We start from the raw sequence: 15,357 nt of genomic DNA, 5'->3' as shown, positions 1-15,357 counted from the left end.
CCCGTGGCGAGGGAGCTTGCTCCCGCTGGGTGGCGCAGCCGCCCAAAAACAGACGCCGCGGTGCAACAGGTAAACCCTGCAAACCGGTTTGCGACTGCTGCGCAGCCGAGCGGGAGCAAGCTCCCTCGCCACGGGAGTGGTGTTAGGAGGTCTATTTCTTCATCAACGCCGAACACGCCGCTTTATAAGCCTCATGCTGATACTTGTTCAGCGTCGCCGGCAGGGCGAAGTCATGTTTTTTGCTCTGGGCGTTGATGGTCTGCGGTGACAGCAGCGTCACCTCACACCCTTCCAGCAACTGGAAAACCCCTTCGATCTTGAACGTCGTCGGCCCACCGGCGAACTCGCCTTTCTTGCTGCGCTTCTTGATGGCGATGCGTTCGATGCCGTTGTCCGTCACGAACGCCCGCACCTGGGCGGCGAAAGCCTTGACGTTGGCGGCGTCGTCATCGTCGTCCAGGGCGATTTTCTTGGTGTTCAGCGCGACGTGGCTCAACGCCTGTTGATCCAGCGAGGCAACGGCGATGATCGCTTCGCTGCCTTTGATTTCGATGCCGCAGATGATCATGCTTGGCCTTGGATTCGGGAGGTCTGGGGCGTCAGTTTATCCGCCTTGATCAATTCATGCTCGCGCGCAGGTCCAGCATGATCTTGTCGAAGTAGTCGACCCGGATCACGCCGAAGCGCGGGTACTCGAATCCAGGATCACATACAGCACGCAGACCATGACCGCCGCGTAGCCGAGGCTGTGCAGCCAGTTGCGCTGCTTTGTACCGGCCATGCCATAGCCGATCAACACGGCGCTGATCAAGGCCATGACCACCAGCATCAAGTAGATGATCAGCGGTGGGTGGGTTTCGTGGGCCACGGCGCGGGTGGTGGTGATATCGATCATTTCGTTTTGCGCCTGCAGCACCGGGGTTCCCAGGGTCGGGGTGGGCATCTGTTGCAGGGCAGCGACGGTGCGTTTCCAGATGGTTTGGCGCAAGTCATTGGCCCGGTCATGGGCGGCCTCGTCGACTTCGTCCTCACGCAGGTCGCGGTAGTACTCGATGCGGGCGTCGACATAATCCCTGAACGCTTGGCGCAGGGCCGGCTGCTCGCTGGCCGGCAGCAGGTCCAGGCGCAACCAGGCCGTGCCCATGGCGTTGGTTTCGGCAACGATCAGGGCACGGCGCTGATCCAGGCGCGAAGCCGCGCCGGAAAAGGTAAAGGCAATCAGCAGCGCCAGCAGGCCAAACACCGCGCCTTCGATGGCCCCGATGCCCTGGCGGGCGCCGTCGGGGTCCTGGGCCAGGTGACGGTTGCCGACCCGACGACCGGCCTCGATGCCGAGCACGATGGCGATAAAGATCACTAACCCGTAGAAGGGCAGGGCGGTAAGAGAGTGCATACGAGAATCCTTTGATTGTCGTGTGTGGCTCGTCTGTACAGCCCGGCTCGGACGGGTATGCGGACAGTGTAGACAGTGCTGGAGGGTTATTCCTGCCCAATCGACTCCAAAAACTCCGACCGATCGTCGCTCACCTGGGCCATGCAGTCGTTTTCGGCGATTTTGTAGGCTTCGCTACCGGGTTTGGCCGGGAAAGCGGCGATGGCGCAGTCGGCGTCGCGCTGTTTTTGCCACATTTGCTGGGCGGCCTTGACCTTGGCGGTGATGTCGTTGAGTTGGGTCTTGTCGCTGGCGTAGCGGGTTTTCAGGCGATCGAGGAGGCTTTGCAGATTTTCGCCCAGCAATTGTTCGGCGGCGGTTTTGCCATAGGCCGAGCAGGCCAGGGTCTGGACGTCGTTTTCAACTTCGTCGCAGGGGTTGGGCTCGGTGTCTTCGGTTGCGTGTGCCAGGGTGCTGATCAGTGCCAAAGCCAGGAAGATTGATTTCATCGCGTTGCCGCTCAAGTCCAGTGGAAACCAGTGATGCGGCGGATTCTGGCGCAAGCGTCGGGTAAAGAACAGACGGGCAGGGTAGGCCTGTCGTAGCCCATTGTCGTGGATTGACGCTTTCGGCAATTCCCCTGTCGTTTTTGCACCGGGTCGCAACGGCCCTCAGGCATATGCTGGCCCCAAAGCGCCGGCACACGATTCGGCGCATGAATCGCTGATAAAAGGGGACTGCCTGATGAGCCCAGCCGAATTGCACGCCGACAGCATCGTTATCGACGGGCTGATCATTGCCAAGTGGAACCGCGACCTGTTCGAAGACATGCGCAAGGGCGGCCTGACCGCAGCCAACTGCACCGTGTCGGTGTGGGAAGGTTTCCAGGCCACCATCAACAACATCGTTGCCAGCCAGAAGCTGATCCGCGAGAACAGCGACCTGGTGATCCCGGTGAAAACCACCGCCGATATCCGTCGTGCCAAGGAACAGGGCAAGACCGGCATCATCTTCGGCTTCCAGAACGCCCACGCCTTCGAAGACCAGCTCGGCTACGTCGAGATCTTCAAGCAGTTGGGCGTGGGTGTGGTGCAGATGTGCTACAACACCCAGAACCTGGTCGGCACCGGTTGCTACGAGCGCGACGGCGGCCTGTCGGGCTTCGGTCGCGAGATCGTCGCCGAGATGAACCGGGTCGGCATCATGTGCGACCTGTCCCACGTCGGTTCCAAGACCTCCGAAGAGGTCATCCTCGAATCGAAGAAGCCGGTCTGCTACTCCCACTGCCTGCCATCCGGCCTGAAAGAGCACCCGCGCAACAAATCCGATGAAGAGCTGAAGTTCATTGCCGACCACGGTGGTTTCGTCGGTGTGACCATGTTCGCACCGTTCCTGGCCAAAGGCATCGATTCGACCATCGACGACTACGCCGAAGCCATCGAATACACCATGAACATCGTCGGTGAGGACGCCATCGGCATCGGTACCGACTTCACCCAGGGCCACGGCCAGGATTTCTTCGAAATGCTGACCCACGACAAGGGCTACGCCCGTCGTCTGACCAGCTTCGGCAAGATCATCAACCCCCTGGGCATCCGTACCGTGGGCGAGTTCCCGAACCTGACCGAGACGCTGCTCAAGCGCGGCCATCCTGAGCGGGTGGTGCGCAAGATCATGGGCGAGAACTGGGTCAACGTGCTGAAAGACGTCTGGGGCGAATAACCGCCGCCGCCTCGCTAATCCTCTACCTGCGGCCCTCTGCGCCGCAGGCAATACCACGAATTTCCGGAGTCAAGTTTTCATGGCCAAAATCGCCCCGCAACTGCCTATCGAAGTCGACAGCGAAACCGGTGTCTGGACGTCCGACGCCCTGCCGATGCTGTACGTACCGCGTCACTTCTTCGTGAACAACCACATGGGCATCGAAGAAGTGCTGGGCGCCGACGCCTACGCCGAGATCCTCTACAAGGCTGGCTACAAATCCGCCTGGCACTGGTGTGAAAAAGAAGCCGAATGCCATGGCCTGGAAGGCGTCGCGGTGTTCGAACACTACATGAAGCGCCTGTCCCAGCGTGGCTGGGGCCTGTTCAAGATCCAGGACATCGACCTGGACAAAGGCACCGCCAGCGTCAAGCTCGAACACTCGGCGTTCGTCTACGTGTACGGCAAGGTCGGGCGCAAGGTCGACTACATGTTCACCGGCTGGTTCGCCGGTGCCATGGACCAGATCCTCGCCGCTCGCGGCAGCAAGATCCGCACCGTGGCCGAGCAGGTCTATGGCGGTTCCGAAGAAGGCCACGACGACGGCCTGTTCATCGTCAAGCCGTTGTAAGTCGAGGATCGCGCCATGGCTTTTGAAGCAATGTTCCAGCCGATCCAGATCGGCAAGCTGACCATCCGCAACCGCGTGCTCAGCACCGCGCACGCCGAGGTCTACGCCACCGACGGCGGCATGACCACCGACCGGTATGTGAAGTATTACGAAGAGAAGGCCAAGGGCGGCATCGGCCTGGCGATCTGCGGTGGCTCGTCGGTGGTTGCCATCGACAGCCCGCAGGAATGGTGGAGCTCGGTGAACCTGTCCACCGACCGCATCATCCCGCACTTCCAGAACCTGGCCGACGCCATGCACAAGCATGGCGCCAAGATCATGATCCAGATTACCCACATGGGCCGGCGCTCACGTTGGGACGGTTTCAACTGGCCGACCCTGATGTCGCCGTCCGGCGTGCGTGAGCCCGTGCACCGTGCCACCTGCAAGACCATCGAGCCGGAAGAAATCTGGCGGGTGATCGGCAACTACGCCCAGGCGGCACGGCGGGCCAAGGCCGGTGGCCTGGACGGCGTCGAACTGTCTGCCGTGCACCAGCACATGATCGACCAGTTCTGGAGCCCGCGGGTCAACAAGCGTACCGACGAATGGGGCGGCAGCTTCGAAGGCCGCATGAAATTCGGCCTGGAAGTGTTGAAGGCCGTGCGCGCCGAAGTGGGCGACGATTTCTGCGTGGGCATGCGCCTGTGCGGCGACGAGTTCCACCCGGACGGCTTGTCCCACGAGGACATGAAGCAGATCGCCAAGTACTACGACGACACCGGCATGCTGGACTTCATCGGTGTGGTGGGCTCGGGTTGCGACACCCACAACACCCTGGCCAACGTCATCCCGAACATGAGTTATCCACCGGAGCCGTTCCTGCACCTGGCCGCCGGTATCAAGGAAGTGGTCAAGGTCCCGGTGCTGCACGCGCAGAACATCAAGGACCCGAACCAGGCCACGCGGATCCTGGAGGGCGGTTACGTCGACATGGTCGGCATGACCCGCGCCCACATCGCCGACCCGCACTTGATCGCCAAGATCAAGATGGGCCAGATCGACCAGATCAAGCAGTGCGTCGGTGCCAACTACTGCATCGACCGCCAGTACCAAGGCCTGGACGTGCTGTGCATCCAGAACGCCGCGACATCCCGTGAATACATGGGCGTGCCGCACATCATCGAGAAGTCCACCGGGCCGAAACGCAAAGTGGTCGTCGTCGGTGCCGGCCCGGCCGGGATGGAAGCGGCACGTGTGGCCGCCGAACGTGGCCACGACGTGACCCTGTTCGAGAAGAAAGAATTCATCGGTGGGCAGATCACCACCGCTTCGAAAGCCCCGCAACGGGACCAGATCGCCGGTATCACCCGCTGGTTCCAACTGGAACTGGCGCGGCTGAAAGTCGACCTGCGCCTGGGCGTGGCGGCTGACGCGGCGACCATCATGGACCTGCGTCCGGACGTGGTTGTGCTGGCCGTCGGTGGGCATCCGAACCTGGAGCAGAACGAGCACTGGGGCGCCGCCGAAGGGCTGGTGGTCAGCAGCTGGGACGTGCTCGACGGCAAGGTGGCGCCGGGCAAGAACGTGCTGGTCTACGACACCATTTGCGAGTTCACCGGTATGTCGGTGGCCGACTTCCTCGCTGACAAAGGCAGCCAGGTCGAGATCGTCACCGACGACATCAAGCCGGGCGTGGCCATTGGCGGGACTTCGTTCCCTACCTACTACCGCAGCATGTACCCCAAGGAAGTGATCATGACCGGGGACATGATGCTGGAGAAGGTCTACCGCGAAGGCGACAAGCTGGTGGCGGTGCTGGAGAACGAATACACCGGTGCCAAGGAAGAACGCGTGGTGGACCAGGTGGTGGTGGAAAACGGCGTGCGGCCGGACGAAGAAATCTACTACGCGCTCAAGGAAGGTTCGCGCAACAAGGGCCAGATCGACGTCGAAGCCCTGTTCGCGATCAAGCCCCAGCCGTGCCTGGAGCAGAGCGGCGATGGCTACCTGCTGTTCCGCATCGGCGACTGCGTGGCCCAGCGTAATACCCACGCGGCCATCTACGACGCCCTGCGGTTGTGCAAGGATTTCTAACGGCTTGTGGATAACCCTGTGGGAGCGGGCTTGCTCGCGAAAGCGGTGGATCAGTCGACATCGATGTTGAATGTCAGTCCGTCTTCGCGAGCAAGCCCGCTCCCACAGGAATCGAGCAAGACATCCAGGTTTCTGTGCCTGCAAGACCTGAGGTCTTTGGGAGCTTCACCATGCTGAACACCCTTCTCCCCATCCTGCTGTTCGCTGCCCTGGGCCTCGCGGTCCTCGGCGCCTTGCGGCGGGTGAACATGTGGCGCCGGGGACGACCGGCCAAGGTCGACCTGATCGGCGGTCTTTTTGCCATGCCCAAGCGCTACATGGTGGATTTGCACCACGTGGTGGCGCGGGACAAATACATTGCCAACACTCACGTGGCCACGGCCGGTGGCGCGGTGGCGTCGGTGGTGCTGGCGATCCTGGTCCACGGGTTTGGCCTGCATAACCGCTTCCTCGGCTACGCGTTGCTGTTGATGTCGGCCGTGATGTTCGTCGGCGCGATCTTCGTCTACCTGCGTCGGCGCAACCCGCCGGCCCGGTTGTCCAAGGGCCCGTGGATGCGCCTGCCGAAAAGCCTGCTGGCCTTCTCGGCGTCGTTCTTCCTGGTGACCCTGCCGGTGGCGGGCATCCTGCCGGAGAACTTTGGCGGTTGGCTGGTGGCGGCGGTCCTGGGTGTCGGTGTGTTGTGGGGCGTGTCGGAATTGTTCTTCGGCATGACCTGGGGCGGGCCGATGAAACACGCCTTCGCTGGTGCCTTGCACCTGGCCTGGCACCGCCGTGCCGAGCGCTTTGGCGGTGGCCGTTCCACTGGCCTCAAGCCGCTGGACCTGAACGATCCCGCCGCACCGCTGGGTGTGGAAAAACCCAAGGACTTCACTTGGAACCAACTGCTGGGCTTCGATGCCTGCGTGCAGTGTGGCAAGTGTGAGGCTGCTTGCCCGGCGTTCGCCGCCGGCCAGCCGCTGAACCCGAAAAAGCTCATCCAGGACATGGTCGTCGGCCTGGCCGGCGGCACCGATGCGAAGTTCGCCGGCAGCCCGTATCCGGGTAAACCGGTGGGCGAACACAGCGGCAATCCACACCAGCCCATCGTCAACGGTCTGGTGGACGCCGAGACCCTGTGGTCCTGCACCACGTGCCGGGCGTGCGTCGAGGAATGCCCGATGATGATCGAGCACGTCGATGCCATCGTCGACATGCGCCGCCACCTGACCCTGGAAAAAGGCGCGACGCCGAACAAGGGCGCCGAGGTCCTGGAAAACCTCATCGCCACCGACAACCCTGGCGGCTTCGCCCCAGGCGGGCGGATGAACTGGGCGGCGGACCTGAACCTGAATCTGCTCAGCGAGAAGAAATCCACCGACGTGCTGTTCTGGGTCGGCGACGGTGCCTTCGACATGCGCAACCAGCGCACCTTGCGCGCCTTCGTCAAAGTGCTCAAGGCGGCGAAAATCGATTTCGCCGTGCTCGGCCTCGAAGAACGCGACAGCGGCGACGTGGCCCGGCGCCTGGGTGACGAAGCGACGTTCCAGCTGTTGGCCAAACGCAACATCCAGACCCTGGCCAAATACAGCTTCAACCGCATCGTCACCTGCGACCCCCACAGCTTCCACGTGCTGAAAAACGAATACGGCGCTTTCGATGGCAACTACCTGGTGCAGCACCACAGCACCTACCTGGCGGAGATCATCGACGCCGGTGCGTTGAACCTCGGCCAGCACAAGGGCGACAGCGTGACCTATCACGACCCGTGCTACCTGGGCCGCTACAACGGCGAATACGAGGCACCGCGCCAGGTGCTGCGTGCCCTGGGTATCGAGGTCAAGGAGATGCAGCGTTCCGGTTTCCGTTCGCGTTGCTGCGGCGGTGGCGGCGGTGCGCCGATCACTGACATCCCGGGCAAGCAGCGGATCCCCGACATGCGCATGGACGACATCCGCGAAACCGGTGCCGAGCTGGTGGCCGTGGGTTGTCCACAGTGCACCGCGATGCTCGAAGGCGTGGTCGAACCGCGGCCGATGATCAAGGACATTGCCGAACTGGTGGCCGATGCGCTGCTGGAAGACGCGGCCCCGAGCAAGCCCGTGGCCCCAGCCAAACGTGAACCCGCGGAGGTGCATTAATGAGCGACATCATCCGCCGCGACCCTCGCGCCGAGTGGATCGCCCGCAACCGTCTGCACCCGTTGCATGCGGCCATGCAACCGGTACAGCACAGCTGGATGGGGCCCAACGGCGTCATTCGCAAGAACGTCCATGGCATCGGTTTCATCGGCCCCAACGGCATCAAGCGCATCGACCGCAGTGGTGCCCAGCAGGGTGGTGCGAGCAAACGCACTGCAGCCGTTGAAGTGCAATTGCCGCTGCATCAAGTACCGCAACCGGCGTTTCACATCTGCGTCGTTCCGGACATGGTCGGTGGCCGTCTCAGCAGCCACGACCGCGACCTGTTGGGCCTGGCCCATCAGCTTGCAGGCAGCGAAGGCGCGGTGCTGGCGGTGGTGTTCGGTGAGCACAAGGAAAGCGCCTTCGCCACGGCGGGCGTCGACCGCTTGCTGGTGCTTGATGGCGAAGAATTCAGTGGTTATGCACCGGAACAACGGGTGCAAGGCCTGCGGGCTGTGGATAACCAGTTCAATCCACGTCATTGGCTGCTGCCTGACAGCCGCACCGGTGGCGGAGAACTGGGCCGGCGTTTTGCCGCTGCCCTGGGCGAACGCCCAGCCACGCGGGTCTGGCAGGTCAAGGGCGAGGAGTGCATCGGCCGCGCCGGTGCGGGCCTGCAAGACTTGGCCCGGCCGTTGGCGCGCTTGATCCTGGCGTCGGCCGAATGCGCCGAACCGGTCAGCGAAACCCGCCACGAAGCCTTGCCGGTGGAGTTATCCACAAGCGTAGCCCGCAGCTTGTCGCGTATCGAAGACCTTGGCGCGGTGGCGGTGGACCCGGGGGCGATCCCGATGGCCGAGGCCGAATTCATTTTCTCCGGCGGCAACGGGGTCAAGGACTGGGCGCTGTTCCACCAGACCGCCGCGGCCCTGGGCGCCACCGAAGGCGCTTCGCGGGTGGCGGTGGACGATGGCTTCATGGCTCGCGATCGCCAGGTCGGTGCGTCCGGTACCTGGGTCACGGCACGGGTCTACGTGGCCGTGGGGATTTCCGGGGCGATCCAGCATCTGCAGGGTATTGGCGCTTGCGACAAAGTGGTGGCGATCAACCTCGATCCGGGCTGCGACATGATCAAACGGGCGGACCTGTCGGTGATTGGTGACAGCGCGGCGATTCTCCAGGCCTTGATCGCGGCGGTAGAGGCTTACCGCAACGAAGCCAAGCGCGATGCGGCTTAAGAAGGATAAGTTGATGAGTACCCAAGTGATCAGCCTCGTGTCCATCGGCGCACACCCCACTTCCGGTCGGCCCCGGCGCGCCGAACAGGACGCCCGGGCCGTGGAACTGGGCCTGCAACTGGCTGGCAACGACCTGCAAGTGCTGCACGCCGGCGACGTCGCCGAACCAGCGCTGCGCGCCTACCTGGGCATGGGCCTGGATGAACTCCACGTCCTGGAAAATCCCGACGGGGCCGACGCCCTGCCGGCCCTGACCGATTACCTGCGTGACGCTGGCGCCCAAGTGGTGCTCACCGGCAGCCAGGCGGAAACCGGTGAAGGCTCGGGCATGCTTCCATTTCTGTTGGCGGAAAACCTTGGCTGGCCGCTGGTGGTGGGGCTGGCTCAGGTCGAGTCCATCGACGGCGGCGTGGCCCTGGTGCTGCAAGCCTTGCCCCGCGGCCAAAGGCGCCGTCTCAAAGTACGCCTGCCGTTCCTGGCCACTGTGGATAACGCCGCGCCAAAACCTCGGCAAAGCGCCTACGGCCCGGCCCGGCGAGGGGCTTTGCATGCCGAGGAAGTCGACGTGATCGACGACACCCTGCTGGCGGCGGCGATCCTGCAACCGGCCAAGCCACGGCCCAAGCGCTTGAAAGTGATCAAAGCCAAGAGCGGCGCCGATCGTATGAAAGCCGCCACGGCCAAGGCCAGCGGCGGAGGTGGGCAAGTGCTCAAGGGCGTGAGCCCGGAGGCGGGCGCCGAGGCGATCCTCAAGTTGTTGGTGGAGGAAGGGGTGGTTCGCTGAGCCCAGACTCAACACAAAAACCTGTGGGAGCGGGCTTGCTCGCGAAGGGGGGCATCAGTCGACGAAAGGGTTGCCTGACACATCGCTTTCGCGAGCAAGCCCGCTCCCACAAGTGAAATGCGTGTTACCCACAATCCCTGTGGGCCTCTCTGTGGATAACCTGTTCGACACTCGTCGCACACGGCGCCAACCGGGTCGTCCAGGCCTGCGCTTAAAAAGCGACCGCTGTCAGCCAATTGGAGCCCATCAATGGAAGTAGAATTTCGCCCGGCCTTGCCCACGGATGCACGGGAGATCGCCCGTCTGTTCCGGATTTCCTCGGAAGGCGCGTCGGATTACATCTGGAGCCAATTGGCGGAGCCAGGGCAGGACCTCCTGGAAGTGGGAACCGCTCGTTATGCCCGAGAGAATGTCGATTTTTCCTACCAGAACTGTGTTGTCGCCCAGGCCGATGGCCGAGTCATCGGCATGATGCACTGTTATGTGACGCGCGAGGATCCGCTGGCGGCTCCGGTGACCGATCCGGTCCTGGCGCCCTATGCCGATATGGAAGTGCCCGACACCCTCTATATCTCCAGCCTCGCCTTGCATGAAGGCTGGCGTAACAAGGGGCTCGGCGTGCGCTTTCTCGAACTGGCGCAACAGCGTGCCGATCAACTGGCACTCAAAGGGTTGAGCCTGATCGACTACGCCGCGAATGCCGGCGCCCGGCGTTTTTATGAGCGCCATGGCTTTAGCATCGTCAAAACCTGTCAGGTCGTCCCGCATTCACTGATTCGGGTGACGGGGGAGGCGTATTTGATGCACCGGCCTTGATCGCCATGGCGGCTTCACCAGAAACCCTGTGGGAGCGAGCTTGCTCGCGATAGCGGGGTGTCAGTTAACGATGAAGGCGACTGCCAGTCCCCCATCGCGAGCAAGCTCGCTCCCACAGGGGCTTGGTGGAGCACCTGGGGCACCTGCCAAGCCCAGTCATGGTGGTAGGTTCGGTTTACCCACAATCCCTGTGCGCGCCTCTGTGGATAACCTGTTCGCCCCTCGCTGCACCCCAGGCCAATCAGGCCCTGCAGGCGTGCGATCAAAAAACAGTCAGCTTAACCCACGGTTTTCATTGGCTTTTCTCTGTGAATAACGAGCCGTTCCAGTCGAAACTTGCCCCCAATCTCTGTTGGCGCTTCTGTGGATAAGATGTTCGCTCTACGCTGCAAGCCATACGGAGCGGGGCGTTCAGTGGGTTGATCATAAAATGATCAATTGGCGTTTATTATCAGGAAAACTTCTGGAAAACCTCGATTTATACGCTGTTCAAAGGGTTTTCCACAGAATCGTCAAAACTACCCCCAAACACTGTTGGTGGTTCTGTGGATAAGGTGTTCGTTCACCGCCACAGCCCATGGTTTTCGGGGCTTACAGAGAGTTGGTCAAAAAACAACCGATGGGCGGGTAAAACCGTCATTGCCCATAAGTCACGGTTTTTATTCACTTTGCCGTAGAAAAAATGCCGGACCTGCGCACACTTGTCCCCATTTGCTGTGGGTGGCCATGTGGATAACTTGTTCACCAAACGCTACACGCCACGGCCGGCATAGCGCAAATCGCGATAGATCAAATTTCATACAGTTCTAAGGAACCACCTTGACGCGGGTCTGGTGGCTGTCTTCACTTTCATGGCACAAGGACATTGCGACTTTATCCATATCAGGTTCAGGGAGAACACATGATGGATAGCAAGCCCCCCCACCCGCATCCGCTCCCCCTGCTGACCTGCGTCCCGGCACCGCCCACTTCGCTGCACAAACGCACCCACCGTCGCGCCGCCAATCAGCGTGCACGTCTATAGCGTCCGCTTTTCCCCCCTGTAGCACCGCTGACTGCCGCTGGCCCTGCACGGGACAGTGGCCAGGCGTTCGTGCGCCTGTCGATTTGCAGGCAACCGCAGAGTTGCCCCTTCTGCCTGAGAGGACTTGAACATGACACGGATCTCAACCCCCATCAGTGATATCCAGGAGCACTACGACGTGATCGTCATCGGTTCCGGCTACGGTGGCGGCATCGCTGCCTCGCGCCTGTCCCGGGCCGGGCGCAAGGTATGCCTGCTGGAGCGTGGCCGGGAAATCCAGCCCGGCGAATACCCCAACACCCTGCTGGCGGCCACCGAGGAACTGCAGGTCCATGATCCGGACGGCCATATCGGTTCGCGCACCGGCCTGTTCGACCTGCACGTCAACGCCCAGCAGAACGTGGTGGTCGGTTGTGGCCTGGGCGGCACGTCGCTGATCAATGCCAACGTTGCGCTCGAGCCCGAGCCTGGCGTGTTCGACGACCCGCGCTGGCCCCTGGCGGTACGGGAACACCGCGACACGCTGCTCAAGGACGGCTACGCCCGGGCCCGGGAGATGCTCAAGCCCAATCCCTATCCGGCGTCGGAACCGAACCTGCCCAAGCTCGACGCCCACAAGAAGTCAGCCGATTACCTCAAGCAAGGCGCACATTTCTACAAGCCGCCGATCAACGTGACCTTCGACAAGCTGCCCAACAACCTCAACCACGTCGGCGTCGAACAGTTGCCCTGCAACGGCTGTGGCGATTGCGTCTCGGGCTGTAACAACAAGGCCAAGAACACCACGCTGATGAACTACCTGCCAGATGCCTGGAACCACGGCGCACAGATTTTCTGCCAGGCCGAGGTGCGGCACCTGGAGCGCGACGGCGATGGCTGGATCGTGCATTTCCAATACCTGGACAGCGGCCGCGAGCTGTTCTCGGCGCCCACGTTGTTCGTGCGGGCCGATATCGTGGTGGTCTCCGCCGGCACCCTGGGCTCCACCGAAATCATGTTGCGTTCGCGGGACAAGGGCCTGGTCATGTCCAGCCAGCTCGGCGAGCACATGAGTGGCAATGGCGACATCCTCGGCTTCGGCCACAACTGCGACCAGGTCATCAACGGCATCGGCTTCGGTGCCCATTCGGCGAAGGAGCTGGAACCGGTGGGGCCGTGCATCACCTCGATCATCGACATGCGCACCGAAGGCGACTGGCGCAGCCGCATGGTCATCGAGGAAGGTTCGATCCCCGGCGCCCTCGGCCAGGCCATGGTGCCGAGCATGGCAGCGTTCTCGGGGATGATCGGGGTGCCCACCGATACCGGCTTCGGTGCCAGCCTCAAGTACAAGGGCCGGGAGACCGAGAGCTTCCTGCGCGGGCCTTATCACGGGGCGCTGCACAATATGCAGACCTACCTGATCATGAGCCATGACAACGCCAAGGGCCGCATGCTGCTCGACAACAAGGACCAGTTGCGCATCGACTGGCCCGGCGTTGGCGAACAGGAGAACGTCACCCTCGGCAACGAGCGGCTGCACCAGAGCACCAAGGCCCTGGGCGGGATCTGGGTCGAAAACCCGATCTGGACCAAGCTGCTCAAGCACAGCATCGTCTCGGTCCATCCCCTGGGCGGTTGCGTGATGGGCGAAGATGCGACGCAAGGGGTGGTCAACCACAAGGGCCAAGTGTTCAGTGGCGCCAGCGGCACCGATGTCTACCCAGGCCTGTACGTGACCGACGGTGCGGTGATCCCCACGTCCCTGGCGGTCAACCCGCTGCTGACCATCTCGGCGGTGAGCGAACGTAACATGGGGCTACTGGCGGCCGACCGTGGCTGGATCATCGACTACACGCTGCCCTCGGCCCCGCGTAAAGCCGTGGCGGCGCCGACCCTCGGCGTGCAGTTCACCGAAACCATGAAGGGTTACTTCTCCACCGCCGTCACCCAGGCCCAGGGCACCGATCTGAGCCTGTACGAAGCAGCGGCCAAGCGGGGCAAGGCCGACAACTCGTCCATCGAATTCACCCTGACCATCACCGCCGCCGACCTCAACCGCCTGATCAAGGAGCCGGAACACGCCGCGGCCCTGGTGGGCACCCTCGATGCACCGCTGCTCTCCCCACAGCCGCTGGTCGCCAGCAATGGGGTGTTCAACCTGTTCGAGCAGTACCAGGAGCAGGTCGGCGTGCGGCACATGAACTACGACATGAAGCTGACCGCCGAAGACGGCAGCGACTATTACTTCAGCGCCTTCAAGACCGTGCCCGAGGACAACGGCATGCTGAACGTCTGGCACGACACCAGCACCCTGTACGTCACGCTCTATCGCGGGCCGGACAAGACCGGCGAGGTGATCGGCTCCGGGGTGATGCACATCCTGCCGGCCGATTTCGCCAAGCAGATGACCACCATGAAAGTGCTCAACGCCCGCAACGAGCGTGAACGCGTGGAGGCACTGGCGCGGTTCGGCAAGTTCTTTGCCGGGATCCTGTGGGAGAGTTACGGTGGTGTCTTCGCTGGCGATGTCTATTTCAACCCGGATGCGCCGCCTCGGTTGAAACGGCCACTGGATGCGCCGGCGCCGGCCGTGCATTTCTTCCAGACCGACGACAACGTCGAGTTGCGCCTGACCCGTTACCAGGCCGGCACCAAAGGCCCGGTGATGTTGGTCCATGGCCTGGGCGTGGGTTCGAATATCTTCTCCACCGACACCATCCACACCAACCTGCTGGAGTACCTGTGCAAGCACGAGTACGACGTCTGGCTGCTGGATTTGCGGGTGAGTATCCTGCTGCCGGCCAGCAAGCATGAATGGAACGGCGACCAGGTGGCCCAGTACGATTTCAAGGCCGCCATCGAGCAGATCCAGCAAGCGACCCTGGCCCGTGACGTGCAGTGCGTGGTGCATTGCTACGGCGCGACGACGTTCTTCATGTCGATGCTGGCGGGCTTGCAAGGGGTGCGCTCGGTGGTCTGCTCGCAGATCGCCGCCGACACGGTGGTTGCCACCGCCACCGGGCTGAAGGCCGGTTTGCATTTGCCGGGGATGCTTGATGCCATCGGCATCAAGTCCCTCACGGCCTACGCCGACACCAAGGAAAGCTGGTTCAACAAACTTTACGACAAGGCCCTCAACGGTTATGCCCGGATCGAGGCCCAGGGCTATTGCACCAACCCGGTCTGCCATCGCATCACGTTCATGTATGCGTCGCTGTACCGCCACGACACCCTCAACGAAACCCTGCACGACAACCTGCATGAATTGTTCGGCGAGTCGAACATCCAGACCTTCGAGCACCTGGCACTGATCGTGCGCAAGGGGCACTTGGTGGACTTCAAGGGCAACGACGTCTACATGCCGCATTTCGATCGGTTGAAGTTGCCGATCTGCTTTATCAGCGGCGCCGACAACCAGTGCTACCTGCCGCAAAGCACCCTCAAGACCTACGAGCGACTGTGCGAGATGCACGGCCCGCAGTTGTTCAGCCGCCACGAAGTGCCGGGGTACGGCCACATCGACTGCATGTTTGGCAAGGATGCGGTGGTGGATGTGTATCCGATCATCCTCGAACACCTGGAGAAGACCGCGCTCGGTTGAAGTCGCGACTGACCCGTGGCGAGGGAGCTT

At 62.3% G+C, this 15,357-nt stretch carries 11 protein-coding genes; 8 read left to right on the top strand and 3 right to left on the bottom strand.

From position 1 onward, the window contains the following. Positions 1 to 151: 151 nt before the first annotated feature. The 3 genes from AC515T_RS26875 to AC515T_RS26865 form a co-directional block, all read right to left on the bottom strand. Positions 152 to 568, bottom strand: coding sequence for a DUF3010 family protein (locus AC515T_RS26875; protein WP_496530637.1), 417 nt, complete (start codon positions 566 to 568; stop codon positions 152 to 154). Between the two features lie 105 nt (positions 569 to 673). Further along, the gene (locus tag AC515T_RS26870; RefSeq protein WP_496530636.1) at positions 674 to 1,393 is read right to left on the bottom strand and encodes a bestrophin-like domain; all 720 of its coding nucleotides are present in this window, start codon (positions 1,391 to 1,393) and stop codon (positions 674 to 676) included. 86 nt (positions 1,394 to 1,479) lie between these two features. Continuing rightward, a complete protein-coding gene (locus tag AC515T_RS26865; protein WP_496533198.1) occupies positions 1,480 to 1,881 on the bottom strand; it encodes a lysozyme inhibitor LprI family protein in 402 nt (133 codons plus the stop codon). Positions 1,882 to 2,116: 235 nt separating this feature from the next. Between AC515T_RS26865 and AC515T_RS26860 the strand changes: the two genes are divergently transcribed. The 8 genes from AC515T_RS26860 (at position 2,117) to AC515T_RS26825 (ending at position 15,327) form a co-directional block, all read left to right on the top strand. Continuing rightward, positions 2,117 to 3,094 (top strand): dipeptidase, encoded by a 978-nt coding sequence (locus tag AC515T_RS26860; protein WP_030139307.1) that lies wholly within the window; start codon positions 2,117 to 2,119, stop codon positions 3,092 to 3,094. A 79-nt stretch (positions 3,095 to 3,173) separates the two neighbouring features. Next, positions 3,174 to 3,704, top strand: a complete 531-nt coding sequence (locus AC515T_RS26855) for a 4-vinyl reductase (protein WP_003177589.1) — start codon at positions 3,174 to 3,176, stop codon at positions 3,702 to 3,704. Between the two features lie 15 nt (positions 3,705 to 3,719). Continuing rightward, on the top strand, positions 3,720 to 5,780 hold the full coding sequence (gene dgcA, locus AC515T_RS26850) for a dimethylglycine demethylation protein DgcA (RefSeq protein ID WP_045157161.1): 2,061 nt from the start codon (positions 3,720 to 3,722) through the stop codon (positions 5,778 to 5,780). 170 nt (positions 5,781 to 5,950) lie between these two features. Continuing rightward, complete coding sequence (dgcB, locus tag AC515T_RS26845) at positions 5,951 to 7,900, top strand: dimethylglycine demethylation protein DgcB (protein ID WP_496530635.1); 1,950 nt, start codon at positions 5,951 to 5,953, stop codon at positions 7,898 to 7,900. Further along, positions 7,900 to 9,120 carry an electron transfer flavoprotein subunit alpha gene (gene etfA / locus AC515T_RS26840; RefSeq protein ID WP_496530634.1) on the top strand — a complete coding sequence of 407 codons (1,221 nt, stop codon included), beginning with the start codon at positions 7,900 to 7,902 and terminating at the stop codon, positions 9,118 to 9,120. Before dgcB ends, etfA begins: the two co-directional genes overlap by 1 nt. 13 nt (positions 9,121 to 9,133) lie before the next feature. Beyond that, positions 9,134 to 9,904, top strand: coding sequence for an electron transfer flavoprotein subunit beta (gene etfB, locus AC515T_RS26835; protein WP_496530633.1), 771 nt, complete (start codon positions 9,134 to 9,136; stop codon positions 9,902 to 9,904). 249 nt (positions 9,905 to 10,153) lie between these two features. Continuing rightward, entirely contained in the window at positions 10,154 to 10,720 is a 567-nt protein-coding gene (locus AC515T_RS26830; RefSeq protein WP_496530632.1) for a GNAT family N-acetyltransferase, read from the top strand. Positions 10,721 to 11,874: 1,154 nt separating this feature from the next. Continuing rightward, positions 11,875 to 15,327 carry a GMC oxidoreductase gene (locus AC515T_RS26825; RefSeq protein WP_496530631.1) on the top strand — a complete coding sequence of 1,151 codons (3,453 nt, stop codon included), beginning with the start codon at positions 11,875 to 11,877 and terminating at the stop codon, positions 15,325 to 15,327. Positions 15,328 to 15,357 lie beyond the last annotated feature (30 nt).

This window comes from Pseudomonas sp. FSO-7, assembly GCF_059579345.1.
The sequence above is the reverse complement of the archived record's forward strand: the minus strand, read 5'-3'. Positions and strand labels throughout refer to the sequence as shown.